This is a genomic window from Pseudomonas sp. FDAARGOS_380, assembly GCF_002591235.1.
In the GTDB taxonomy this organism is placed as follows: Bacteria; Pseudomonadota; Gammaproteobacteria; order Pseudomonadales; family Pseudomonadaceae; genus Aquipseudomonas; species Aquipseudomonas salmasensis.
Map to the genome: position 1 here is coordinate 656224 of NZ_CP023969.1, position 24967 is coordinate 681190.

Here is a 24967-nt window from a genome sequence, read left to right on the forward strand (position 1 = left end):
TGTCTATAGGACAACACCCTCGGATAGATTAATCTAGGCCGGTTTTTTTGCCCGCCGCCGGAGCCTTTCCTATGCCCACTCGCGAGATCCGCCACCCGCTGATCCGACACAAACTCGGCCTTATGCGCCGTGCCGACATTAGCACGAAGAACTTCCGTGAGCTTGCTCAGGAAGTCGGAGCGTTGCTCACTTACGAAGCCACCAAGGATTTGCCCCTGGAAACCTACGAGATCCCCGGTTGGGCCGGTCCCGTACAGGTGGAGAAAATCGCCGGTAAGAAAATTACCGTGGTGCCGATCCTGCGCGCCGGTATCGGCATGCTTGAAGGTGTACTCAGCCTGATTCCGGGCGCCAAGGTCAGCGCCGTGGGCGTGGCCCGCAATGAAGAAACCCTGCAGGCCCACACCTACCTGGAAAAACTCGTCCCGGAAATCAACGAACGCCTGGCCATGATCATCGACCCGATGCTCGCCACCGGCAGTTCCATGGTTGCCACCATCGACCTGCTGAAAAAAGCCGGTTGCCGGGACATCCGCGCCATGGTGCTGGTGGCCGCGCCCGAAGGCATCGCCGCCGTCGAGAAGGCCCACCCGGATGTGCAGATCTACACCGCATCCATCGATGAGCGCCTGAACGAACACGGCTACATCATCCCCGGCCTTGGCGATGCCGGTGACAAGATCTTCGGCACCAAGCAGAAGGACGCGTGAGCATGCAGGATGAATTCAACGACCCGCTTTGGCGCCAGATCCTGTCTGGCGCACAAATGCTCTTCGTAGCATTTGGCGCGTTGGTGTTGATGCCGCTGATCACAGGTCTTGATCCAAACGTCGCGCTGTTCACCGCAGGCCTGGGCACGTTGTTGTTCCAGGTGGTGACAGGGCGGCAAGTGCCGGTATTTCTGGCATCGAGCTTCGCGTTCATCACCCCGATCATCCTCGCCAAGGGCCAGTTCGGCCTGGCGGCGACCATGGGCGGCGTGATGGCGGCGGGTTTCGTCTATACGTTCCTGGGCCTGGCCGTGAAGGTCAAGGGCACCGGTTTTATCGACCGGCTGCTGCCGCCCGTGGTGATCGGCCCGGTGATCATCTCGATCGGCCTGGCCATGGCACCGATTGCTGCCAATATGGCCATGGGCAAGTCCGGCGACGGCGCGGAGCTGATCCACTACCAGACCGCGATGCTGATCTCGATGCCAGCGCTGCTCACCACCTTGATCGTGGCCGTGTTCGGCAAGGGCATTTTCCGCCTGGTGCCGATCATCTCCGGTGTGCTGGTGGGCTTTGCCATGTCGTTCTACTTTGGTGTGGTCGACACGGCGAAAATCGCCGCGGCACCGTGGTTCGCCCTGCCCCACTTCACCGCGCCAGAGTTCAACTGGCAGGCGATCCTGTTTATCGTCCCGGTGGCCCTGGCCCCAGCGATCGAGCATATCGGTGGCGTGATTGCGGTAGGCAGCGTGACCGGCCGCGATTACCTGAAAAAGCCTGGCCTGCATCGCACGCTGCTGGGTGACGGTATCGCCACCACGGCTGCCGGCATGTTTGGCGGCCCTCCGAACACCACCTACGCCGAAGTGACCGGCGCCGTGATGCTGACCAAGAACTACAACCCGAAGATCATGACCTGGGCGGCAGTGTTTGCCATCAGCCTGGCGTTTATCGGCAAGTTCGGCGCACTGCTGCAGAGCATCCCCGTGCCGGTGATGGGCGGGATTCTATGCCTGCTGTTCGGCTCGATTGCCGCAGTGGGGATGAACACGCTGATTCGCCACAAGATCGACCTGGGTGAGGCGCGCAATCTGGTGATTGTGTCGGTAACGTTGGTGTTCGGGATTGGCGGTGTGCTGGTGGGTACCGGCACCGGCCCGGATGATTTCGGCCTCAAGGGCATCGCCCTGTGTGCGGTGGTAGCGATTGGCTTGAACTTGCTGCTGCCGGGCAATGATGGCTGGAAGAACAAGAAGCCGGATGATGAGCCGCTGATCTAAGTTTTCTGGTTTAGCTGATGGCCTCATCGCGGGCAAGCCCGGCTCCCACAGGGAAATGCAGCATCCTGTGGGAGCCGGGCTTGCCCGCGATGAGGCCCTTACAGCCTGTAAAAATTAGAGCTCGCCGAGGCCGTCGATCAGCGCCTGGTTCTGCTCCGGCGTCCCGATGCTGATCCGCAGGAACTGGGCAATCCGCTCCTGCTTGAAGTGCCGCACAATCACCCCTTGCTCGCGCAACTTGGCGGCCAGCCCTGCAGCGTCATGCCGCGGGTGACGCGCGAAGATGAAGTTCGCCGCCGACGGCAATACCTCAAACCCCTTGCTCTCCAATTGCGCGACGACCTGGTTGCGGCTGTCGATCACCCACTTGCAGGTCTTCTCAAAGTATTCACGGTCGTCAAACGCGGCCGCCGCACCAACAATCGCCAGCCGATCCAACGGGTAGGAGTTGAAGCTGTTCTTGACCCGCTCCAGCGCCTCGATCAGGTCTGGGTGGCCCACGGCCAGGCCTACGCGCAAACCGGCCAGTGAGCGCGATTTGGACAGGGTCTGGGTCACCAGCAGGTTCGGGTAACGGTCGACCAGGCTGATGGCAGTTTCGCCGCCGAAGTCGATATAGGCTTCATCGACCACCACCACCGAATCCGGGCTGGCCTTGAGGATCTGCTCTACCGCGTCCAGCGCCAGTACGCAGCCGGTGGGCGCGTTCGGGTTGGGGAAGATGATCCCGCCGTTGGGCCTGGCGTAGTCAGCGGCGCGAATCTGGAACTGCTCGTCCAATGGCACCGCGTCGAACGTGATGCCGTACAGGCCGCAGTACACCGGATAGAAGCTGTAGCTGATGTCCGGGAACAACAGCGGCAGATCGTGCTGGAACAGGCCATGGAAGATGTGCGCCAGGACTTCATCGGAACCGTTGCCCAGGAACACCTTGCCGGCGTCGATCCCGTAATACTTGGCCACGGCCTGCTTGAGCAGGTCGCTGTTGGGGTCCGGGTACAGGCGCAAGTTGTCGTTCAACTCGGCCTGCATTGCCGCCAGCGCCTTGGGCGATGGGCCGTAGGGGTTTTCATTGGTGTTGAGCTTGACCAGCTTGGTCAGCTTCGGTTGCTCACCGGGTACGTAAGGCACCAGGTCCTTGACGAAAGGGCTCCAGAATTTGCTCATGCCTTACTCTCCCTTGACGATGCGGTATTCGGCGCTGCGTGCGTGCGCGCTGAGGGATTCACCACGGGCCAGCACCGAGGCGGTCTTGCCCAGCTCGGAAGCGCCTTGTGGCGAGCAGAAGATAATCGACGAGCGCTTCTGGAAATCGTACACCCCCAGCGGCGACGAGAAACGTGCAGTGCCGGAGGTCGGCAACACGTGGTTGGGGCCGGCGCAGTAGTCGCCCAGGGCTTCGCTGGTGTGGCGCCCCATAAAGATCGCCCCGGCGTGACGGATCGACGGCAACCAGGCCTGAGGGTCCGCTACGGACAGTTCCAGGTGCTCCGGTGCGATGCGGTTGGCCACTTCGATGGCCTGCTCCATGTCACGCACCAGAATCAGCGCACCACGGCCGTTGATCGACTTCTCGATGATCTCGGCACGCTCCATGGTGGGCAGCAGTTTATTGATGCTGGCGGCGACCTTGTCGAGGAACTCGGCATCGGGGCTGACCAGGATCGCCTGGGCGTCTTCATCGTGCTCCGCCTGGGAGAACAGGTCCATGGCGATCCAGTCCGGGTCGGTCTGGCCGTCACACACCACAAGGATTTCCGAAGGGCCGGCGATCATGTCGATACCGACCTGGCCAAACACATGGCGCTTGGCGGTGGCGACGTAGATGTTGCCAGGGCCAACCACCTTGTCGACCTTCGGCACGCTTTCGGTGCCATAGGCCAGCGCCGCGACGGCCTGGGCGCCACCGATGGTGAACACGCGGTCGACGCCGGCGATGCAGGCGGCAGCCAGCACCAGCTCGTTGATTTCGCCACGCGGGGTCGGCACCACCATGACCACTTCGGTCACGCCCGCAACTTTGGCCGGGATCGCATTCATCAACACCGACGATGGATACGACGCCTTGCCGCCCGGCACGTACAGGCCGGCGCGGTCCAGTGGCGTGACCTTCTGGCCCAGCACCGTGCCGTCGGCCTCGGTGTAGCTCCAGGAGTCCTGCTTCTGTTTCTCGTGATAGCTGCGTACCCGCGCCGCTGCGACTTCCAGGGCTTCGCGCTGTGGTGCGGTAATGCGCGTCAGCGCCAGCTCCAGGCGTTCACGCGGCAGGATCAGGTCGGCCATGGACTTTACGTCCAGCCCGTCGAACTGGCGGGTGAAGTCCACCAGCGCCGCATCACCGCGCTCGCGCACGGCCTTGATGATGTCGAGCACCCGCTGGTTGACCGAGTCGTCGGACACGCTTTCCCAGCTCAGCAGATGATCCAGATGATGGGCGAAATCCGGGTCGGCAGCGTTGAGTCGGGCAATTGCAGTGGACGTGGTCATAGCGAGGGCCTCAATAGAATTGGCAAAAACTCAGGCGCCCTAAACTAGCAGTCGTTTCCGCTTGGGCACCTGAGAATTCTGGCTATGAGGCGGATAGACGGGCGCAGCTTTTCAGCTACGCGGGTGAGTCAACCGCGGTGTCGCGACTCCACTGCCTTGCGCAGGGTGTCGATCAACGCCTGGATACGGGCGTGCTGCATCTTCATCGATGCCTTGTTGACGATCAGGCGGGAGCTGATGTCAGCGATGAAATCCTGGGGCTCCAAACCGTTGGCGCGCAGGGTGTTGCCGGTGTCGACCACGTCGATGATCTTGTCGGCCAGGCCGATCAGCGGCGCCAGCTCCATGGAGCCGTAGAGCTTGATGATATCGACCTGACGGCCTTGCTCGGCGTAGTAGCGCTTGGCGACGTTGACGAACTTGGTGGCGACCCGCAGGCGGCCCTTGGGCTCGACATCACCGACACGGCCGGCAGTCATCAGCTTGCACAGGGCGATGCGTAGGTCCAAGGGCTCGTACAAGCCCTGGCCGCCGTACTCCATCAGCACGTCCTTGCCGGCAACCCCCAGGTCGGCGGCGCCATGTTCAACGTAGGTCGGCACGTCGGTAGCCCGCACGATCAGCAGGCGCACGTCGTCCTGGGTCGTGGGGATGATCAGCTTGCGGCTCTTGTCCGGATTCTCGGTCGGCACGATGCCCGCTTCAGCCAGAAGCGGCAACGTGTCGTCAAGGATGCGGCCCTTGGACAGTGCGATGGTCAACATGGGAAATGTCAGTCCTTCATCAGGCTATTGCTGTCCGGTCGCAAACGGCGCCAGACACAGATCGAGGCCATGACAGCCTCGATTTGAAACAAACCAGTGTTTGTAGGAGCGAGGGGGACGCCTAGTTCTTGCTCGCGAAGAACGTCAACGATAACGCGTTTATTCAGACTTCACGCGGTGACCATGAGCTCTTCGCGAGCAAGCTCGCTCCTACATCCTACAGTGCAGTGGGGGTTAGCCCGGTACGCGGCGGATTTTTGCGCCGAGCATCTGCAGTTTCTCTTCGATGCACTCGTAACCACGGTCTATGTGGTAGATGCGGTCGATCAGGGTGTCGCCTTCGGCGCACAGTGCCGAGATTACCAGGCTGGCCGAAGCACGCAGGTCGGTGGCCATGACTGGCGCGCCCTTGAGCTTGTCGATGCCGGTGACGATGGCGGTGTTGCCTTCGACCTGGATCTTGGCGCCCATGCGGTGCAGTTCATACACGTGCATGAAACGGTTTTCGAAGATGGTCTCGATCACGGCACCGGTGCCTTCGGCAATCGCGTTCAGGGAGATGAACTGCGCTTGCATGTCGGTCGGGAACGCCGGGTACGGAGCGGTACGCACGTTGACAGCTTTCGGCCGCTTGCCGTGCATGTTCAGCTCGATCCAGTCTTCGCCGGTGGTGATCTCTGCGCCGGCTTCCTTGAGTTTTTCCAGGACGGCTTCAAGGATGGTCGGATCGGTGTCCTTGACCTTCACACGGCCACCGGTCACGGCGGCGGCAACCAGGTAGGTGCCGGTCTCGATGCGGTCAGGCATGACTTTGTAGGTGGCAGTGTGCAGGCGCTCTACCCCATCAATAGTGATGGTGTCGGTGCCAGCGCCGGAAACCTTCGCGCCCATGGCGTTGAGGAAATTGGCCAGGTCGACCACTTCCGGCTCGCGCGCGGCGTTCTGCAGCACGCTGCGACCGTTGGCGAGGGCAGCGGCCATCATGATGTTCTCGGTACCGGTCACACTGACGGTATCAAAGAAGAAGTTCGCGCCCCGCAGGCCGCCTTCCGGCGCCTTGGCCTTGATGTAGCCGCCTTCGACATCGATGACTGCGCCCATGGCCTCAAGGCCACGGATGTGCAGGTCGACCGGACGCGAACCAATGGCGCAACCGCCAGGCAAGGCCACTTCGGCTTCGCCGAAACGGGCAACCATCGGGCCCAGCACCAGGATCGACGCACGCATGGTTTTCACCAGTTCGTACGGTGCGATCAGGGTCTTGATGGTGCGCGGGTCGATTTCGACGGCCAGTTTCTCGTCGATCACCGGCTCAATGCCCATGCGACCGAACAGCTCGATCATGGTGGTAATGTCGTGCAAGTGCGGCAGGTTGGCCACAGTCACTGGGCCATCGCACAGCAGGGTCGCTGCCAGGATCGGCAAGGCGGAGTTTTTCGCACCGGAAATGCGGATCTCGCCATCAAGGCGGGCACCGCCGGTAATAATCAATTTATCCATAAGAATCTCGACGCCTTGGGGGCTCAGGTGCGCTCGGCCCAGGCCGCGCGGCTGAAAAATTTCATAGTGACCGCGTGGATGCTGCCATCGGCGATCCATGGGTTCAAATGGGTATAGATCTGCTGCTGACGCTTGACCGGGCTCAATGCCGCCAGTTCATCGCTAATCACGTTCAGCTGGAAATTGCAGCCTTCGCCTTCAACTTCTATGTTCGTTTCCGGCAGCTTTCCTTCAAGGAAGCTCTTAACTTCTAGGGCCTGCATGCTCAACCTCTATCGGCGCCCAGTGCGCACGGGTCGCACATCATACAAAAAAGCCCCGCGCCTGCGAACCCCGCATAGCAGGACTCTGACGGGGGGCTTTTCTAATAATGTGTATTAAGGATGCGCCAGCAGTTCGGTCAAACCGGAAACTTCGGCAATTTCACGCATGTCTTCCGGCAACGCACGGATGCTGACCGGTTTTTTCGCCGCCTCGGCATCACGCATGAAGCACAGCAACAACGACAGGCCGACACTGCTGGACTTGGTCACCGCCGAGCAATCGAGCACCAGTTCTGGCGCCTTGCTGGCCTTGATCAGCGCCTGGCCCTGCTTGCGCAGGTCAGGCCCGGTGCGGTAATCCAGCACGCCGCTGAGGAACAGCTCGCCGGCGTCGCCGATACGAACAGCCGACTCGGTCATTGCGCAGGCTTCCCGGCAGCTTTGTCGGTTTCTTCCTTGGCCTTGGCCACTTCACCGGCCCAACCATTGATGGTCTTGTCCAGGTCGTTGCCATTGCGCTGCATCGCGTCAGCGAACTGGTCACGGAACAGCTTGCCGATGTTGATACCGTTGATGATCACGTTGCGCAGTTTCCACTCGCCGTTGATCTTCGTCAGGGTGTAGGACACTGGGTATACGGCGCCATTGCTGCCGGAGACTTTCATCCCGACTTCGGCGCGGTCGCCAGTCTCGTCCTTGGCCGGGTCAACGATAATGCCCTGGTTGTTGTATTCGAGCAGGGCGTTACCGTAGAACTGGAACAGGCCCTTCTTGAAGTTCTCCTGGAACGTCTTCATCTGCGCAGGCGTAGCCTTGCGCGAATACTTGACCGTCATGATGCTTTTGGAAATACCTTCAGCATCGACCACAGGGCCAACGATGGCGTCGAGCGCACTGTAGAACTTGGAAGGGTCTTGCTTGTACTGTTCTTTGTTAGCCTTGAGGTCAGCCAGCATTCTGCTGGTGGTGTCCTGCACCAAATCGTGGGCAGAACCTGCCGCGTTGGCCATCATCGGCAATGCTGCAAGCAGTACCAGCAGGCCACGTCGCAAGGTAGAGATCATGAACAGATTCCTCATTTGGCGTCTTTATTGACCGTATTGAGCAAAAATTTTCCGATCAGGTCTTCAAGCACCAGCGACGACTGTGTGTCGTGGATGGTCGAACCATCCTTGAGCAGGGCTGTTTCCCCGCCCACGCTGACACCGATGTACTTCTCGCCCAGCAACCCCGCAGTGAGGATAGATGCTGTGGAGTCAGTCGGCAGATTATCTACCTTCTTGTCCAGTTGCATCGTCACCCGGCCGGTAAAGCTGTCGCGATCCAGATCGATTGCCGTGACCTTGCCGATGGTGACACCGGCCATGGTCACTTTGGATCTGACCGTCAAACCGGCGATATTGTCGAAGTACGCGTAAAGTTTATAGGTATCGGCGGTAGGGCTGGCCGAAAGGCCGCTGACTCGCAGGGCCAACAACAGTAAAGCCAGGATGCCAGCCAGCAAGAAAAGGCCGACACCGATTTCCACAGTGCGGTTTTGCATCAGAAATCTCCAAACATCAAGGCGGTCAAAATGAAGTCAAGGCCCAGTACCGCCAGCGAGGCGTACACAACGGTCTTGGTAGTGGCACGGCTGATCCCCTCTGAAGTGGGCTCGCAGTCATAGCCTTGGAATACGGCAATCCAGGTCACCACAAAGGCGAAGACAATGCTCTTTATGATGCCGTTGAGCACGTCACCGGTGAAGGTCACGCTGTTTTGCATGTTGGCCCAGTAGGAGCCGTCGTAGACCCCCAGCCAGTCAACCGCCACCCACGAACCGCCCCAGATACCCACCACGCTGAAGATCATCGCCAGCAATGGCAGGGAAATGAAGCCGGCCCACAGGCGCGGGGCAACAATGTACTTGAGCGGGTCCACGCCGATCATTTCCAGGCTGGACAGCTGCTCGGTGGACTTCATATTGCCGATTTCAGCAGTCAGCGCCGAACCTGCACGCCCCGCGAACAACAAGGCGGTGACCACGGGGCCAAGCTCACGCAACAGAGTCAGGGCCACCATCTGCCCTACCGCCTGCTCCGAGCCGTAGCTGGACAGGATATTGAAACCCTGCAGCGCCAGCACCATGCCGATGAACACGCCGGAGACCACGATGATCACCAGGGACATCACCCCCACCGAGTGCAGTTGCTTGACCAGCAGGCCAAAGCCGCCGCCGATGCCGCCGCGCCCCAGCAAGGCGTGGAACAGGAAAATGGTCGAACGCCCCAGCACTTCGACGATGTCGATGCCCGAGCGACCGAAAAGGCGAACCTTCTCGATAAGAGATGTCTTGCGCATCAGCGCTTCCCCAGAAGATCTGAGCGGTAGTCCGCTGCCGGAAAGTGAAAAGGCACCGGGCCATCGGGGTTGCCGGTCATGAATTGGCGAATGCGCGGGTTATCGGCGTTCATCAACTCTTCAGGCGTACCCTGCCCCAGCACCTGACCATCACCTACTACATAGAGGTAGTCGGCAATGCTCGCGGTTTCGGCCAGGTCGTGGGACACCACGATACTGGTGATCCCCAATGCATCGTTGAGCAGGCGGATCAGGCGCACCAACACGCCCATGGCGATCGGGTCCTGACCCACGAATGGCTCGTCGTACATGAGGATCTGTGGGTCGAGGGCAATGGCCCGCGCCAGGGCAACACGGCGCTTCATGCCGCCGGACAACTCGTCCGGCATCAGGTCGATGGCACCGCGAAGGCCCACGGCCTGCAGTTTCAGCAACACGATGTCACGAATCATCTCGTCGGACAGTTGGGTGTGCACCCGCAGCGGGAAGGCCACGTTTTCGAACACATCGAGGTCGGTGAACAGCGCGCCGCTCTGGAACAGCACCCCCATATGCTTGCGCGCATCAAACAGATCGCTGCGCGACAGCGTCGGCAGGTTCTGGCCGTTGACCCACACTTCCCCGGCACTGGGGCGCAATTGCATGCCCATCAGGCGCAACAGGGTGGTCTTGCCGCAACCGGAAGGCCCCATGATGCCCGTGACCTTGCCGCGAGGAATGCGAATATCGACGTTATTGAAGATGCTGCGCGTACCGCGCTTGAAGGTAAGGCCCTTCAGCTCGACCGCGTAGGCGTTATCGGCACTCATCTAATCTCCTTGGGATGCAGCCTTTCACTCAGACACCATGTGTGCGACTTTGGTTTTCAACTGATGCGCAATAATAAGGCACATGGGTTGGGCGGACCGAACTGGCGGCGAACTATATCACTGCTGGTACAGAGCGCCCAAGGCCGGAACAGCGCTGGTTCAGATTTGAGACAGGGAAAAAACGTTGCTTGCTATGTTACCGACGGTGCTTTTCAGTTATCCGGCGCACAAAGCCTGACGAACTTGTGTGAGGGAATTGATCATTACCGCTATAATCGCCGACTTTTCGTCAGGCTATACGATTTCAGACATGAGCCAATCCAGCGACCTTATTCAATCCGCGCAACGCACCATACGCCTTGAGCTTGAAGCCGTAGAAGGCTTGCTGGCGCATATCGACGCGGATTTCGTGCGCGCCTGCGAGATGATTCTGGCCAGCAAGGGCCGCGTTGTGGTGGTCGGCATGGGCAAGTCCGGCCACATTGGCAACAAGATCGCCGCGACCTTGGCGAGCACCGGGACCACCGCGTTTTTCGTGCACCCGGCCGAAGCCAGCCACGGCGACATGGGCATGATCACCAAGGATGACGTGATTCTGGCGCTGTCCAACTCCGGCACCACCAACGAAATCGTGACCCTGTTGCCGCTGATCAAGCGCCTGGGTATCCAGATGATCAGTCTTACAGGCAACCCTGAGTCAACGCTGGCCAAGGCCGCCGACGTCAACCTGAACGTGCACGTGGCCCACGAGGCCTGCCCGCTGAACCTGGCGCCCACCTCCTCCACCACCGCCGCGCTGGTGATGGGCGATGCCCTGGCGGTGGCGCTGCTGGAGGCTCGCGGGTTTACCGCTGAAGACTTCGCATTTTCCCATCCCGGTGGTGCACTGGGCCGTCGCCTGTTGCTGAAAGTGGAAAACGTGATGCACAGCGGCGCCGAGCTGCCGAGCGTTCCACGCGGTACCCTTTTGCGGGATGCGCTGATGGAAATGACCCGCAAGGGCTTGGGCATGACCGCCATCGTCGAGACCGATGGCCGGCTGGCCGGGATATTCACCGACGGCGACCTGCGTCGCACCCTGGACCGTACCATTGATATCCATACCGCCACCATCGACGCCGTGATGACCCCTCACGGCAAGACCGCCCGCGCCGAAATGCTCGCGGCCGAAGCGTTGAAAATCATGGAAGACCACCGAATAGGCGCTCTTATAGTGGTCGACCACGATGATCGACCGATCGGGGCCCTTAACCTTGGCGACTTGCTGCGCGCAGGAGTGATGTAAATGACCAGCGACCTGATGCAACGCGGTAAAAACATCAAACTGGCGATTTTCGACGTTGACGGCGTGCTGACGGATGGCCGCCTGTACTTCCTCGAAGACGGCAGCGAATTCAAGACCTTCAACACCCTCGACGGCCAAGGCATCAAGATGCTGATGGCAGCGGGCGTGCAAACCGCAATTATCAGCGGTCGAAAAACACCGGTTGTGGAACGCCGCGCACAAAACCTCGGTATTCCTCACCTGTATCAGGGCCGCGAGGATAAACTGGTGGTATTGGACGAGCTTCTTGGCCAACTCAACCTAAGCTATGAACAGGTCGCCTATCTGGGCGACGACCTGCCAGACCTGCCGGTGATTCGCCGGGTGGGCCTGGGCATGGCCGTCGCGAATGCCGCAGCGTTTGTGCGCGAACACGCCCATGGCATCACCACCGCCCGTGGCGGCGAAGGTGCCGCCCGCGAGTTCTGCGAGTTGATCCTGCGTGCCCAGGGCAGTCTTGAAGCGGCCCACGCCGCCTACCTATAGAGCGTTATATGCTGAGCAAAAAGATTCGCAACTTCCTGTTATTCGGGGTCATCGCCGCGCTGCTCCTGGCGGTGGGCTACTGGAATATCAGCCCGGAGCGCTTTCTCGACAAGCCTGTTGCGCAGGTTGACGAAGGCCTTATCGACTATTACGCCACCAATGCCTACAGCATTCAGTACCTGCCCGATGGCAAGGTGCAGTATGAGATGACATCGGACAAGGTCGAGCACTTGAAGGCTTCCGAAGTCAGCCTGCTGACCAATCCGGACCTGAACCTGTATCGCGGCACCGAATTTCCCTGGCACGTCACCAGCAAGCGTGGCGAGGTGAACCCGGACGGCACCGAAGTTGAACTGATCGACTCGGTTCGCGTCGCACGTACAGACGCGCAGAACCGCGACACCATCATTACCAGCAGTCGCATGACCGTATTCCCACAGAAGCAATATGCGCAGACCGAGCAAGACGTTAGAATCGACGGCGCTGGCGGTGTATCGACTGGCAAGGGAATGAAAGCGTATTTGAAAGAAAGCAGGATACACCTGCTATCGAACGTAAGAGGACAGTATGAGGCTCGTTAAAACCCTCCCTATTTTGCTCGGTCTGGGCGCAGCACTGGGAAGCGTGAGCGCCTGGGCTCTGCCGAACGATAGCCAGCAACCGATCCACATCTCGGCTGACGATGCACAGCTCGATGACAAGCAAGGTGTGGCCACCTATACCGGCGGCGTGATCATCACCCAGGGCTCGATGAAGATTACCGGCAACACGGTGACCCTGACGCGTACCAAGACCGGCGATATCGATGTGGTGACGTCGGTGGGCAACCTGGCTTATTTCGAGCAGAAGCAGTCCGCCACCGACACCGGCCCGATGAAGGGCTACGGTAAGACCATCCAGTATCACGCCCAGCAGAATCGTATCGTGCTGATCGACCAGGCCAAGGTACTTAGCCCCGACGGCAACTCGACCGAAGGTGAAAAAATCACCTATGACACCGTCAAGCAGATCGCCAACGCCGGTCGCGCCAACGGCAACAAGGTCACCGCACCGCGCCCGCGCATCGACATGGTTATCCAGCCGAAGAAGAAGGCCGAGTAATGGCAACCCTGAAAGCCCAGCACCTGGCCAAGGCCTATAAAAGCCGCCAGGTGGTACGCGATGTCAGCCTGTCGATCGACAGCGGCCAGATCGTCGGTTTGCTCGGCCCTAACGGTGCCGGCAAAACCACCTGCTTCTATATGATCGTCGGGCTGGTCCAGGCAGACCAGGGTCGCGTATTGATCGACGACCTGGATGTCAGCCACCAACCCATGCACGGTCGTGCACGGGCAGGTATCGGCTATCTTCCCCAGGAGGCGTCGATCTTCCGCAAACTGTCGGTGGCCGACAACATCATGGCGATCCTCGAGACCCGCAAGGAACTCGATCGCGATGGCCGCCGCCAAGAGCTGGAAAGCCTGCTGCAGGAATTCCACATCAACCATATTCGCGACAACCTCGGCATGAGCTTGTCCGGTGGTGAACGTCGTCGCGTGGAAATCGCCCGCGCCCTGGCGACCGCGCCGAAATTCATCCTGCTGGATGAACCCTTCGCCGGTGTCGACCCGATTTCGGTGGGTGATATCAAGCAGATCATCCATCACCTCAAGGCCAAGGGCATTGGGGTGCTGATCACGGACCACAACGTGCGCGAGACCCTCGATATCTGCGAGACCGCTTATATCGTCAACGATGGCCAACTGATTGCCGAAGGCGATGCCGAGACGATCCTGGCTAACGAGCTGGTGAAGGAAGTGTACCTGGGTCACGAGTTCCGCCTGTAAACACAGGGGTATCGCGCTTTTCCCTGGAGCGCGCGGGAGTCAATGGAAACCTCGGTTTTTTTATTGTTACCGCGCTCTAGGCAAAGGCCCCGAGATCAGGCATATAATTTGCTTATGTTTGGCGCTCACGCGCCCTGTCGTGGATGGCGCATTGCGCCGGCGAATAAGGTGTTAAGCCCCTGCCATGAAACCATCGCTAGTCCTGAGAATGGGCCAGCAGCTGACGATGACACCGCAGCTGCAACAGGCCATCCGCCTGCTCCAATTGTCGACCCTGGACCTGCAACAGGAAATCCAGGAGGCCCTGGAGTCCAATCCGATGCTCGAACGCCAGGAAGAAGGCGACGACTTCGACAATGCAGATCCGCTGGCCGACAACATCGAGCAAAAACCCAATCCCGATGTGCAGGAACCCTCCTATCAGGAAACCGCCCCGACGGTGGATAACCTGGAGGAAGGCGACTGGAACGAACGCATTCCCAACGAGCTTCCCGTGGACACCGCGTGGGAAGACGTCTACCAGACCAGCGCCAGCAGCCTGCCGAGCAACGATGATGACGAGTGGGACTTCACCACCCGCACGTCGGTGGGTGAGAGCCTGCAGAGCCACTTGTTGTGGCAACTGAACCTGGCGCCGATGTCCGATACCGATCGTCTGATCGCGGTCACCCTGATCGATTGCATCAACAACCAAGGCTACCTGGACGAAACCCTCGACGAGATCCTCGAGGCCTTCGACCCGGAACTGGACATCGAACTGGACGAAATCGAAGCCGTCCTGCACCGCATCCAGCAATTCGAACCCGCCGGCATCGGTGCCCGTACACTCAGCGAGTGCCTGTTGCTGCAACTGCGCCAACTGCCCGCCAAGACGCCATGGCTCACCGAAGCGCAACGCCTGGTCAGTGATTACATCGACCTGTTGGGCAGTCGTGACTACAGCCAACTGATGCGCCGCATGAAGCTCAAGGAAGATGACTTGCGCCAGGTCATCGAGCTGGTGCAAAGCCTCAACCCGCGTCCGGGCTCGCAGATCGAATCCAGCGAAGCCGAATACGTGGTCCCCGACGTCATCGTGCGCAAGGACAACGAGCGCTGGCTGGTGGAGCTGAACCAGGAGTCGGTACCGCGCCTGCGGGTCAACCCGCAATACGCAGGTTTTGTGCGCCGCGCTGACACCAGCGCCGACAACACCTTCATGCGCAACCAGTTGCAGGAAGCGCGGTGGTTCATCAAGAGCCTGCAAAGCCGCAACGAAACCCTGATGAAAGTCGCGACGCAAATCGTCGAACACCAGCGCGGTTTCCTGGAATACGGCGACGAGGCCATGAAGCCTCTAGTGCTGCACGACATCGCCGAAGCCGTTGGCATGCATGAATCGACGATTTCGCGGGTCACCACGCAGAAATTCATGCATACCCCACGGGGTATTTATGAGCTGAAATACTTTTTCTCCAGCCACGTCAGCACCTCCGAAGGCGGCGAATGCTCGTCCACGGCGATCCGCGCGATCATTAAAAAACTGGTTGCCGCGGAAAATCAGAAAAAGCCGTTGAGTGACAGCAAGATCGCTGGTTTACTGGAGGCACAAGGCATTCAGGTCGCCCGTCGAACCGTCGCCAAGTACCGCGAGTCCCTAGGGATCGCGCCTTCCAGCGAGCGTAAGCGTTTGATGTGACGGGCGGGCCACAGCGTTCCAGTGGTGGGTATTCCTGCCCACCGCTTTATGCACTGGCAACGAAGGAGAAGCTGTATGCAAGTCAACATCAGTGGACACCAGCTGGAAGTCACCAAGCCCCTGCGTGAATACACCGAGAGCAAACTGAACAAGCTTGCGGGGCATTTTGACAAGATCACCAACGTGCAGGTCATCATGGAGGTCGATAAGCTCAAGCAGAAAATCGAGGCCACCCTGCACGTACCGAATGCCAAGCTCGTCGCCAATGCGGAACATGAAGACATGTACGCGGCAATCGACTCGCTCTACGACAAGCTCGACCGCCAACTCATAAAGCATAAGGAAAAGAATCTGCACCTGATGCAAGGTACAGGTCGTTAACTCTCCCCCCATGATCCGACTTGAAACCATCCTGACCCCCGGCCGTTCCCTCGTGAACGTGCCGGGCGGCAGTAAAAAGCGCGCCCTCGAACAAATTGCCAACCTGATCAGCAGCCAAGTGCCTGAGCTGGAGATGCAAGATGTTTTCGAAGCTCTGATTGCTCGTGAAAAACTCGGCTCGACCGGTTTTGGCAACGGCATCGCCATTCCTCACTGCCGCCTCGAAGGCTGCGATACCCCGGTCAGCGCGCTGCTGCACCTGGAAAAACCCATCGACTTCGACGCCATCGACGGTGCCCCGGTTGACCTGCTGTTCGTTCTGCTGGTCCCGCAAGCCGCCACCGATGCGCACCTGGAACTGCTCCGGCAGATCGCCAGCATGCTGGACCGCAAGGATGTACGCGACAAACTGCGCAGCGCCTCCAGCAATGAAGCGTTGTACCAAGTTGTCCTGGATGAACAAAACGGGCAGTAATCATGCGTTTGATCATCGTCAGCGGTCGCTCCGGCTCCGGTAAGAGCACCGCCCTCAATGTGCTTGAGGACAACGGCTTCTATTGCATCGACAACCTGCCGGCCGGCCTGCTGCCAGAGCTGGCGGAACGTGCATTGATCCATACCGAATTGGCACAGCCACTGGTGGCTGTCTCGATTGATGCGCGCAACCTGCCCAGCCACCTTTCGCGGTTCCCGGAACTGCTGGAAGAAGTGCGCGCCAAGCACATTCATTGCGACGTGCTGTACCTGGATGCAGACGAAGAAACCCTGCTCAAGCGGTTCTCCGAAACCCGTCGACGTCACCCCCTCAGCAGTGCCAACCGCTCTCTGGCCGAAGCCATCGAGGACGAGACCAAACTGCTGGGGCCGATCATTGACCTGGCCGACCTGAAGATCAACACCACCAACCTGAACCTGTATCAGTTGCGCGATGCGATCAAGCTGCGCCTGCTGAACCAGCCTGAGCCGGGGACGGCGTTCCTGGTCGAGTCTTTTGGCTTCAAGCGCGGCATGCCGGTAGACGCCGACCTGGTGTTCGACGTGCGCTGCCTGCCCAACCCTTACTGGAAGCCGGAATTACGCGATCAGTCGGGGTTGGACCAGCCTGTGGTCGACTACCTGGCCGCGCAACCGGACGTAGAAGAGATGTTCCAGGACATCTCCAGCTACCTGCTCAAATGGTTGCCGCGCTTTGCCGCCAGCAATCGGGCCTATGTCACCATTGCCATTGGCTGCACCGGTGGCCACCACCGCTCGGTCTATTTGACTGAACGGCTGGGCCAGGTGCTGCAACAAACCCTCAAGAACGTCCAGGTTCGCCACCGCGACCTAAGCTGAAAGGAACACCACTGCGATGCCGGCTCGGGAAATTGAAATCATCAACAAGCTGGGCCTGCACGCCCGGGCGTCGGCTAAGTTCGTCGGCGTAGCTGGGCAGTTCCCCTGCCAGATCCGTGCAGGGCGCACGCCAGAGTCCATGGTCGATGGCAAAAGCATCATGGCGATGATGATGTTGGCGGCCGGCAAAGGCACCAAGATCCATCTGAGCACCGAAGGCGAGCAAGAAGACGAAGCAATGGCCGCACTGGTCGAGTTGATTAACAACTACTTCGACGAAGGCGAATAACCCCTACTGTAGGAGCGAGCTTGCTCGCGAAAAACGTCAACGATACGCGGGCATCCTGGTTTAACGCAGTGCTCTCAGGTTTTTCGCGAGCAAGCTCGCTCCTACATAGATAAAGCCATCCTCAGCCTAACGCCGTATCCATCACCATCATCAGGCAAAACCCGAGGCACAGCCCAAGGCTGGCGAGCTTTTCATGACCATTGCGGCGCGACTCGGGGATGACTTCATGAGTCACCACCAGCAACATGGCCCCAGCGGCCAGCGCCAGACCCAACGGCAACAACACTTCGGCAAGGCTCACCAGCCATGCGCAGAGCACCGCAAATACCGGTTCAACCAAGCCTGATGCAGCGCCAATCAGGAAGGCCTTGGCCCTCGACATTCCCGCTCCAGCCAATACCAGCGCAATCACCAGCCCTTCGGGGACATCCTGCAATGCAATGCCCATGGCGAGGCTGTCGGCATCCGCCATGCCTCCGCCCGCAGAGACACCCACGGCCATGCCTTCCGGGATGTTGTGCGCAATGATGGCAAACACGAATAACCAAATACGCGGCGGGATAACCGGTTTATCCGGTGTACCCACCAGCATTTCCGGGCTGGCGCCAGAGACCTTGCGGTCCACCAGATACAGGCCGAACGCTCCGAGCATGATGCCGAAGCTGATCAGGCCACCGGCGCCCCAGGGTGACAGCCCCAGGCTTTCAGCAGCCGCGATACCCGGCACGACCAGGGAAAACGCGGTCGCCGCCAGCATCACACCAGCCCCAAAGCCCAGCAGGGTATCGCTCAGCGCCATCGGCATGCGCCGAATCACCAACACCGGCACCGCCCCCAGCGCGGTGCCGAGCGCGCAGATCGCCCCGCCCTGCAAGGCGCGCAGTATGCGCGGCTCCAGGTTCAGCCAGGCCAGCCCATGGGCCACTAATAACGCAGTACCTGCCAATAGCAGCAGCGTGCCAAACGCATAACGAAACATCCGCACGCTACCGATCGCCAGTGTTTGAGTGCCCATAGTCGGCCTTAGATCTTGTTATGGAGTGAGTGTCAGGCCAAGGCCGCCTGATAGCGCGCGGCAACTTCCGGCCAGTTGATGACGCTATAAAATGCATTGATGTACTCGGGTCGTCGGTTTTGATATTGCAGGTAGTAAGCGTGTTCCCAGACGTCCAGACCAAGGATGGGTGTATTGCCGCTCATCAGCGGGCTGTCCTGGTTGCCGCTGCTTTCCACCACCAGCGTTTTCTGGGGCGTAACGCTCAGCCAAGCCCAACCGCTGCCGAATCGCGTCAACGCCGCCTTGGTAAAGGCTTCCTTGAAGCTGTCGAAGCCGCCAAGTTGTTCGTCGATGGCCTTGCCCAGCGCACCCTCGGGTTTGCCGCCCCCTGTCGGCGACATGACCGCCCAGAACAACGAGTGGTTCGCATGCCCGCCTCCTTGGTTGACCACGGCGGCGCGTAATTTCTCCGGCAATGTTTGGACGCTGGACACCAGCTTCTCCACCGGCCAGCCGGCGAACTCAGTGCCCTCGACCGCGGCATTGAGGTTATTGATGTAGGTCTGGTGGTGCTTGGTGTAGTGAATTTCCATGGTTTGCGCGTCGATATGCGGCTCGAGGGCGTCGTAGGCGTAAGGCAAGACCGGCAAGGTATAGGTCATATCAATGTGCTCCATAGTGGGACGTGGACGTTGGCGTCGCAGCACTGCCCAGCAGCCGATGAGTGCGTGGGTATTCGCCGTGATCACTGATGAAATTCAGCAGCTCGACGTAGGTCTTGCTGCTCTGGCGCAACGCGGCCTCGCGCAATGACGGGCTCAGGCGCGGGTCCTGCATGGTCTGTAAGAGACGCTGATGAATAGCGCAGAGGTATTCCGCGCTTTCCTCAGGCTGGTTCAGGCGCAAGTGCAGGTCCGCCAGGTTGTGATGGGAAATGACGCAAGCCGCCACTGCTTCGTCGGCATCCGCCCAGCGTTCGAACAACACTTGGGCCAGGGCCAGGGCTTGCAGATAGGCCTCGCGAGCGTCAACCAGCTCACCCGCCATAAAGCAGCGATTGGCCCGTTCGATCGTGCGTTTCCAGTGCTCCATGGTGAGCCTCCAAAGCAGGGTCGTTGATTACACGCCGCCAGCCGTGAGCTTTTCCGGGTCCAGCAGGACTTCCAGTTGGCTGCGAGGCAGGTCGGTGTGTTCGAGGGCGACATCGATCACCGGGCGGCCTTGCTGATACGCCTTCTTGGCGATTTCAGCGGCTTTCTGGTAGCCGATGATCGGGTTAAGTGCGGTGACCAGGATGGGATTGCGCGACAGCGCTTCCTTGAGCTTGGGTTCGTTGACCTTGAAGCTGGCAATGGCCTTGTCCGCCAGCAACCGGCTGGAGTTGGCCAGCAACTCCAGGCTGCTGAGCAGGTTCTGGGCAATGATCGGCAGCATCACATTCAGCTCGAAGTTGCCCGATTGGCCGGCCACGGTGATCACTGTGTCGTTGCCAATAACCTGGGCGGCCACCATGGCCGTGGCTTCTGGTATTACCGGGTTGACCTTGCCCGGCATGATCGACGAGCCCGGCTGCAGCGCCTCCAGTTCGATTTCACCGAGGCCGGCCAATGGGCCGGAGTTCATCCAGCGCAGGTCATTGGCGATCTTCATCAGTGACACCGCCGTGGCTTTCAACTGGCCAGAGACTGCAACGGCGGTGTCCTGGGAGCCAATCAGCGCAAACAGGTTCTTGCCGGGGGTGAACTTCACGCCGGTCAAAAGGCTCAGCTGCTGGCTGAAGCGCCCGGCAAACTCGGGGTGCGCGTTGATCCCGGTACCGACCGCCGTGCCGCCCTGGGCCAGTGCTTGCAGCGCCGGTAGCAAGTCCTGCACGTGGCCGATATTGGCCTTGAGCTGCTGCGCCCAGCCGTTGAGCACCTGGCTCATGCGCACCGGCATGGCGTCCATCAAATGCGTGCGGCCGGTCTTGATGAACGGATGAACCTCCTCGGCTTTTTGCTCGATGACTTGCACCAGATGCAACAGGGCCGGCAGTGTTTGCTCGTGCAGCACCAACGCGGCACTGACGTGGATGGTGGTGGGGATGATGTCGTTGCTGCTCTGGCCGCAATTGACGTGGTCATTTGGGTTGACCGTCTCGCCGAGCAAACGGCTGGCAAGGGTCGCGATCACTTCGTTGGCGTTCATGTTGGAGCTGGTGCCAGAGCCGGTCTGGAAGATATCCACCGGAAAATGCTGCATGTAGTCGCCTTCCAGCAGGCCTTGGGCGGCATCGACAATGGCCTTGCCCTGCCCTTCGCTGATTTGCTTGAGGTCGACGTTGACCCTCGCGGCGGCGGTCTTGGCCAGGATCAGGGCGCGGATGAACTGCGCCGGCATGGGTTGATGACTGATCGGAAAATTATTCACGGCACGCTGGGTTTGCGCGCCATACAAAGCGTCTTGCGGCACACACAGTTCGCCCATGCTGTCGCGTTCGATACGGGTGTCACTCATCATTAGATCCTTGCACCAAGTCAGAAACGGAAATCGAAGGCAGTAATTCGCAACTCGCCAATTGCCAGGCAAAGGTCTGCCAGCGCTTGAGGCGGCAGGCACAGTGGGAGAGTTTTTCCAGGTCGCGCAGTGGCCGCCAGGCCTGGTCCAGGCACAGGGAGCGCCAATGCCAGGGCAAGGCGATATCGCTGGCAGTGTCGATCAACAAGCGAAATGAGGTTTCGGCGATCGTCCACGGATGGGTTGCGGTGCAACACGCCAGGTACCGACCTTCGTTGAGGTAATGCTCGATCAGGCGGGGTTCATTGGGATCCAGGCCACAGCGAATCTGGCGGCTCATCCAACGCCAGCTTTCCAGATAGGGATCCTCATGCAGGACAGAACTCATGAGCCACACTCATTCGGTAATGATATTTATTATTAAATGATATTGAGAATCAAAACAAGAGTAGCCCATTGATCCCACAAAAAGAGCTGCAATAAAAAAGGCGCGCCATCTTTGCGATGGCGCGCCTTTCGGGACGTGCGGGAGGGATTAGCTGCCAGCGACCGTCATGCGTTCGATCAGCACCGAACCCGTGCGAATATTGCTGCGCAGTTCCAGGTCGTTACCCACGGCAACGATCTGCTTGAACATATCGCGCATATTGCCGGCGATGGTCACTTCCTGGACGGCGAACTGAATCTCGCCGTTCTCCACCCAGAAACCCGCCGCACCGCGCGAGTAGTCACCGGTGACCATGTTCAGGCCATGGCCCATCAATTCAGTCACCAACAACCCACGCCCCATCCGCCGCAACAACGCGGCCTGGTCTTCATCGCCATGGGTCACGAACAGGTTATGCACGCCGCCCGCGTTGGCGGTGCTTGGCAGGCCCAGCTTGCGACCGGCATAAGTGCCCAGCACATAGGACACCAACTCACCCTTCTCGACAAACGGCTTGGCATAGGTGGCCAGGCCGTCGCCGTCGAACGAAGAACTGCCCATCGCGCGCATCAGATGCGGGCGCTCGTCAATGGTCAGCCACTCGGGGAACAGCTTCTGGCCGATGGCGCCTTCCAGGAACGAAGACTTGCGATACAGGTTGCCCCCGGAAATCGCCCCCAGGAAGCTGCCGAATAAACCACCGGCCAACTCTGCGGAAAACAGCACAGGTACTTCGCAGGTCGGCACCGGGCGCGCGCCCAGGCGGCTCGCAGCCCGTTGCGCTGCACGCAGGCCAATGCTTGCAGGGTCTGCCAGTAACTCGCCTTGGCGGTTTACGTCGTACCAGTAATCACGCTGCATCTGCCCGTTGGCTTCGGCAATCATCACGCAACTGAGGCTGTGACGCGTGGAGGCATAACCACCGATAAAGCCATGGCTGTTGCCGTAGACGCGGCAGCCCTGATGGGTACTCAAGGTGGTGCCGTCCGCATTCTTGATGCGGGCATCGGCATCGAAGGCTGCCGCTTCGCAGGTCAGCGCCAGTTCGATGGCTTGCTCAGGGGTGATGTCCCAGGCATGGAACAGGTCGAAATCCTGCACATCCTTGGCCATCAACGCTTTGTCGGCCAGGCCCGAGCTTTCATCCTCGGAGGTGTGCTTGGCAATCGCCAATGCCGCGGCGACAGTCTCGCGAATCGCCTCGGGGCCACTGGCCGAGGTGCTGGCCGAGCCTTTGCGCTGGCCTGCATACAAGGTAATGCCAAACCCTTGGTCGCGATTGAACTCAACCGTTTCCACTTCCCGCTGGCGCACCGAAGTCGATAACCCTTGCTCCAGCGACACCGCCACTTCACAGGCGCTGGCCCCCTGGCGCTTGGCCTCGGCAAGGATCTGCTCGACTTGTTCCTGCAGTGCCGGTAACGCTTGTGGACCGACGCTTTGGGCTGCACTCATGGTTTTCTCCACTCAAATTCTGCTTTCGGTTAAGGCCATCGAGCGACCGGGCCGGACAAGCGGCCCCCGACTGGTTATCATGGCGGCGTTTCTTTGCGGACTGCCACCATGGTTGATTCTTACGACGACTCCCTCGATGGGGAGAAAAGCAAAACCCAGGTCAAACGTGAGCTGCATGCTCTGGTTGACCTTGGCGAGCGCCTTACAACGCTCAAAAAGGATTTGGTTGCAAAACTGCCACTGACCGACGAAATGCGTCGGGCCCTGGCCGATGCGCCCAAGCACACAGCGAATATCGCGCGTAAACGGCACATCTCGTTTATCGGCAAACTGATGCGCGACCAAGACATTGACGCCATTCTGACTTTGCTCGATCAAACCGATGCCTCCACTCGCCAGTACAACGAACGCTTCCACAACCTGGAACGTTGGCGTGACCGCCTGATCTCGGGCGATGACGCGGTGCTGGAGAAATTCGTACTGGACTACCCGGACGCGGACCGCCAGCAATTGCGCTCCCTGATCCGTCAGGCCCAGCACGAACTGGCGCATAACAAGGCGCCAGCCACCAGCCGTAAAATCTTCAAGTACATCCGTGAGCTGGACGAGACTCAACGCGGCCTGCGCTGATCCTCTTCCCCGGGTGGCGGTCTTCGCCACCCGAAGCTTGCGTTCCTACGACCCCGTGCCACCCACGGTGATCGCATCAATTTTCAAGGTTGGCTGGCCGACACCTACCGGCACCGACTGCCCATCCTTGCCGCACGTGCCCACGCCGCTGTCCAGCGACAGGTCGTTACCGACCATCGACACCTTGCTCATGGCTTCCGGCCCGTTACCAATCAGCGTCGCCCCTTTGACCGGCGCGGTAATCTTGCCGTCTTCGATCAGGTACGCCTCGCTGGTGGAGAACACGAACTTGCCGCTGGTGATGTCCACCTGGCCGCCGCCGAGGTTGGCGCAGTAGATACCGCGTTTGACCGAGGCAATGATTTCTGCCGGATCGCTTTGGCCACCGAGCATGTAGGTGTTGGTCATGCGCGGCATTGGCAAATGCGCATAGGATTCACGACGACCATTACCGGTGCGCGCCACGCCCATCAGGCGGGCGTTGAGCTTGTCTTGCATGTAGCCCTTGAGCACGCCGTTCTCGATCAGGGTTGTGCATTCGGTCGGCGTCCCTTCGTCATCGACACTCAGCGAACCACGGCGGCCGGCCAGGGTGCCGTCATCGACAATGGTGCACAGCTTGGACGCAACCATTTCGCCCATGCGCCCGCTGTAAGCGGAACTGCCCTTGCGGTTGAAATCGCCTTCCAGCCCATGGCCCACGGCTTCGTGCAGCAACACGCCAGACCAGCCCGAACCCAGCACCACCGGCAAGGTACCGGCCGGTGCCGGAATCGCTTCCAGGTTGACCAATGCCTGGCGCAGCGCCTCACGGGCATAGCCCATGGCACGGTCGTCAGCGAGGAAATAACGGTAGTCGGTGCGCCCGCCGCCGCCATGACCACCGCGCTCGCGGCGCCCGTTCTGTTCGACGATCACACTCACATTGAAACGCACCAGCGGCCGTACATCCGCCGCCAGCCCACCGTCGGTGGACGCCACGAGGATGCGCTCCCACACGCCGGCCATGCTCACGGTCACTTGCTGGATACGCGGGTCCAAGGCACGGGTAGCGGCGTCGATACGCTTGAGCAGCTCGACTTTTTCCGCACGGCTGATCACTTCCAAGGGGTTATCCGGCGCATACAGCTGGGCCACGTCCTGGGTACTGAACGCCTGCACCGTGCCATTCTGGCCGGCACGGGAAATCGAACGGGCGGCACGCACCGCCAGGCCCAGGGCCTCCAGGGTGATCGCATTGCTGTAGGCAAAACCGGTTTTCTCGCCCGATTGCGCGCGAACGCCTACGCCTTGGTCAAGGTTGAAACTGCCTTCCTTGACGATCCCATCTTCCAGCGCCCAGGACTCGGAAATCTGCCCCTGGAAATACAGGTCAGCCGCATCGATACCCGGCCCGGCCAGATCGCCGAGCACGGTTTGCAGGCTTTCGATGGTCACGCCACCGGGTGCCAGGAGGTGATCACTGACTGAGGACAACAACTCGCTCATAG

At 60.0% G+C, this 24967-nt stretch carries 30 protein-coding genes; 13 read left to right on the forward strand and 17 right to left on the reverse strand.

Translation table 11 applies throughout. The annotated features are described in order from the left end of the window. The first annotated feature begins 71 nt into the window (after positions 1 to 71). Together upp and CRN80_RS03180 are read left to right on the forward strand one after the other, a co-directional pair. Entirely contained in the window at positions 72 to 710 is a 639-nt protein-coding gene (gene upp, locus CRN80_RS03175; RefSeq protein WP_003188608.1) for a uracil phosphoribosyltransferase, read from the forward strand. A gap of 2 nt (positions 711 to 712) precedes the next feature. Continuing rightward, positions 713 to 1990 carry a uracil-xanthine permease family protein gene (locus CRN80_RS03180; protein ID WP_032893544.1) on the forward strand — a complete coding sequence of 426 codons (1278 nt, stop codon included), beginning with the start codon at positions 713 to 715 and terminating at the stop codon, positions 1988 to 1990. Positions 1991 to 2104: 114 nt separating this feature from the next. Here CRN80_RS03180 and hisC read toward each other — a convergent pair whose 3' ends face one another. From hisC to CRN80_RS03230, 10 genes are all read right to left on the reverse strand, one after another. Further along, a complete protein-coding gene (hisC, locus tag CRN80_RS03185) occupies positions 2105 to 3157 on the reverse strand; it encodes a histidinol-phosphate transaminase (RefSeq protein ID WP_098949560.1) in 1053 nt (350 codons plus the stop codon). Positions 3158 to 3160: 3 nt separating this feature from the next. Then, positions 3161 to 4477, reverse strand: a complete 1317-nt coding sequence (gene hisD, locus CRN80_RS03190) for a histidinol dehydrogenase (protein WP_003188601.1) — start codon at positions 4475 to 4477, stop codon at positions 3161 to 3163. 128 nt (positions 4478 to 4605) lie between these two features. After that, positions 4606 to 5241, reverse strand: a complete 636-nt coding sequence (hisG, locus tag CRN80_RS03195) for an ATP phosphoribosyltransferase (protein WP_003188599.1) — start codon at positions 5239 to 5241, stop codon at positions 4606 to 4608. A gap of 234 nt (positions 5242 to 5475) precedes the next feature. Continuing rightward, a complete protein-coding gene (gene murA / locus CRN80_RS03200) occupies positions 5476 to 6741 on the reverse strand; it encodes a UDP-N-acetylglucosamine 1-carboxyvinyltransferase (protein ID WP_003188598.1) in 1266 nt (421 codons plus the stop codon). Positions 6742 to 6764: 23 nt separating this feature from the next. Next, entirely contained in the window at positions 6765 to 7004 is a 240-nt protein-coding gene (locus CRN80_RS03205) for a BolA family protein (RefSeq protein WP_032893547.1), read from the reverse strand. Between the two features lie 114 nt (positions 7005 to 7118). Next, positions 7119 to 7424 (reverse strand): lipid asymmetry maintenance protein MlaB, encoded by a 306-nt coding sequence (locus CRN80_RS03210; RefSeq protein WP_003188596.1) that lies wholly within the window; start codon positions 7422 to 7424, stop codon positions 7119 to 7121. Next, on the reverse strand, positions 7421 to 8068 hold the full coding sequence (locus tag CRN80_RS03215; RefSeq protein ID WP_098949561.1) for a phospholipid-binding protein MlaC: 648 nt from the start codon (positions 8066 to 8068) through the stop codon (positions 7421 to 7423). Before CRN80_RS03215 ends, CRN80_RS03210 begins: the two co-directional genes overlap by 4 nt. 11 nt (positions 8069 to 8079) lie before the next feature. Continuing rightward, positions 8080 to 8547, reverse strand: coding sequence for an outer membrane lipid asymmetry maintenance protein MlaD (mlaD, locus tag CRN80_RS03220; protein WP_003188593.1), 468 nt, complete (start codon positions 8545 to 8547; stop codon positions 8080 to 8082). Beyond that, a complete protein-coding gene (mlaE, locus tag CRN80_RS03225) occupies positions 8547 to 9344 on the reverse strand; it encodes a lipid asymmetry maintenance ABC transporter permease subunit MlaE (protein ID WP_003188592.1) in 798 nt (265 codons plus the stop codon). The genes mlaD and mlaE overlap by 1 nt, the downstream gene beginning before the upstream one ends. Next, positions 9344 to 10153: an ATP-binding cassette domain-containing protein gene (locus tag CRN80_RS03230; RefSeq protein WP_003188590.1), complete on the reverse strand. Its 810-nt coding sequence runs from the start codon at positions 10151 to 10153 to the stop codon at positions 9344 to 9346. The genes mlaE and CRN80_RS03230 overlap by 1 nt, the downstream gene beginning before the upstream one ends. A 310-nt stretch (positions 10154 to 10463) precedes the next feature. Here CRN80_RS03230 and CRN80_RS03235 point away from each other — a divergent pair, with 310 nt between their 5' ends. The 10 genes from CRN80_RS03235 (at position 10464) to CRN80_RS03280 (ending at position 17472) form a co-directional block, all read left to right on the forward strand. After that, positions 10464 to 11438: a KpsF/GutQ family sugar-phosphate isomerase gene (locus CRN80_RS03235; RefSeq protein WP_032893550.1), complete on the forward strand. Its 975-nt coding sequence runs from the start codon at positions 10464 to 10466 to the stop codon at positions 11436 to 11438. After that, entirely contained in the window at positions 11439 to 11963 is a 525-nt protein-coding gene (locus CRN80_RS03240; protein ID WP_003188588.1) for an HAD family hydrolase, read from the forward strand. An 8-nt stretch (positions 11964 to 11971) separates the two neighbouring features. Beyond that, positions 11972 to 12544 carry an LPS export ABC transporter periplasmic protein LptC gene (lptC, locus tag CRN80_RS03245; RefSeq protein WP_014716937.1) on the forward strand — a complete coding sequence of 191 codons (573 nt, stop codon included), beginning with the start codon at positions 11972 to 11974 and terminating at the stop codon, positions 12542 to 12544. Next, a complete protein-coding gene (gene lptA, locus CRN80_RS03250) occupies positions 12531 to 13064 on the forward strand; it encodes a lipopolysaccharide transport periplasmic protein LptA (RefSeq protein WP_032893554.1) in 534 nt (177 codons plus the stop codon). Before lptC ends, lptA begins: the two co-directional genes overlap by 14 nt. Then, the gene (gene lptB / locus CRN80_RS03255) at positions 13064 to 13789 is read left to right on the forward strand and encodes an LPS export ABC transporter ATP-binding protein (RefSeq protein WP_003188582.1); all 726 of its coding nucleotides are present in this window, start codon (positions 13064 to 13066) and stop codon (positions 13787 to 13789) included. The genes lptA and lptB overlap by 1 nt, the downstream gene beginning before the upstream one ends. A gap of 184 nt (positions 13790 to 13973) precedes the next feature. Then, the gene (locus CRN80_RS03260) at positions 13974 to 15467 is read left to right on the forward strand and encodes an RNA polymerase factor sigma-54 (protein WP_003188580.1); all 1494 of its coding nucleotides are present in this window, start codon (positions 13974 to 13976) and stop codon (positions 15465 to 15467) included. Between the two features lie 75 nt (positions 15468 to 15542). Then, positions 15543 to 15848, forward strand: a complete 306-nt coding sequence (gene hpf, locus CRN80_RS03265) for a ribosome hibernation-promoting factor, HPF/YfiA family (protein ID WP_003171804.1) — start codon at positions 15543 to 15545, stop codon at positions 15846 to 15848. A 10-nt stretch (positions 15849 to 15858) separates the two neighbouring features. Beyond that, a complete protein-coding gene (ptsN, locus tag CRN80_RS03270) occupies positions 15859 to 16323 on the forward strand; it encodes a PTS IIA-like nitrogen regulatory protein PtsN (RefSeq protein ID WP_003188579.1) in 465 nt (154 codons plus the stop codon). Positions 16324 to 16325: 2 nt separating this feature from the next. Beyond that, positions 16326 to 17183, forward strand: coding sequence for an RNase adapter RapZ (rapZ, locus tag CRN80_RS03275; protein ID WP_003188578.1), 858 nt, complete (start codon positions 16326 to 16328; stop codon positions 17181 to 17183). Between the two features lie 16 nt (positions 17184 to 17199). Then, positions 17200 to 17472: an HPr family phosphocarrier protein gene (locus CRN80_RS03280; RefSeq protein WP_032893555.1), complete on the forward strand. Its 273-nt coding sequence runs from the start codon at positions 17200 to 17202 to the stop codon at positions 17470 to 17472. Positions 17473 to 17593: 121 nt separating this feature from the next. On the opposite strand, the gene CRN80_RS03285 is transcribed toward CRN80_RS03280, so the two are convergent. From CRN80_RS03285 to pmbA, 6 genes are all read right to left on the reverse strand, one after another. Then, complete coding sequence (locus tag CRN80_RS03285) at positions 17594 to 18487, reverse strand: ZIP family metal transporter (RefSeq protein ID WP_098949562.1); 894 nt, start codon at positions 18485 to 18487, stop codon at positions 17594 to 17596. Between the two features lie 32 nt (positions 18488 to 18519). Continuing rightward, positions 18520 to 19131, reverse strand: coding sequence for a superoxide dismutase (locus tag CRN80_RS03290; RefSeq protein ID WP_098949563.1), 612 nt, complete (start codon positions 19129 to 19131; stop codon positions 18520 to 18522). Between the two features lies 1 nt (position 19132). After that, positions 19133 to 19561 (reverse strand): hypothetical protein, encoded by a 429-nt coding sequence (locus CRN80_RS03295; RefSeq protein ID WP_003188573.1) that lies wholly within the window; start codon positions 19559 to 19561, stop codon positions 19133 to 19135. A gap of 27 nt (positions 19562 to 19588) precedes the next feature. Further along, the gene (locus CRN80_RS03300; RefSeq protein WP_098949564.1) at positions 19589 to 20965 is read right to left on the reverse strand and encodes a lyase family protein; all 1377 of its coding nucleotides are present in this window, start codon (positions 20963 to 20965) and stop codon (positions 19589 to 19591) included. Beyond that, the gene (locus tag CRN80_RS03305) at positions 20958 to 21353 is read right to left on the reverse strand and encodes a hypothetical protein (protein ID WP_032893559.1); all 396 of its coding nucleotides are present in this window, start codon (positions 21351 to 21353) and stop codon (positions 20958 to 20960) included. The genes CRN80_RS03300 and CRN80_RS03305 overlap by 8 nt, the downstream gene beginning before the upstream one ends. 147 nt (positions 21354 to 21500) lie before the next feature. Next, the gene (pmbA, locus tag CRN80_RS03310) at positions 21501 to 22847 is read right to left on the reverse strand and encodes a metalloprotease PmbA (RefSeq protein ID WP_032893561.1); all 1347 of its coding nucleotides are present in this window, start codon (positions 22845 to 22847) and stop codon (positions 21501 to 21503) included. A 108-nt stretch (positions 22848 to 22955) separates the two neighbouring features. On the opposite strand from pmbA, the gene yjgA reads away from it, so the two are divergent. Then, on the forward strand, positions 22956 to 23477 hold the full coding sequence (gene yjgA / locus CRN80_RS03315; RefSeq protein WP_003188568.1) for a ribosome biogenesis factor YjgA: 522 nt from the start codon (positions 22956 to 22958) through the stop codon (positions 23475 to 23477). A 45-nt stretch (positions 23478 to 23522) separates the two neighbouring features. On the opposite strand, the gene tldD is transcribed toward yjgA, so the two are convergent. Further along, complete coding sequence (gene tldD / locus CRN80_RS03320) at positions 23523 to 24965, reverse strand: metalloprotease TldD (protein WP_098949565.1); 1443 nt, start codon at positions 24963 to 24965, stop codon at positions 23523 to 23525. Between the last annotated feature and the right edge of the window lie 2 nt (positions 24966 to 24967).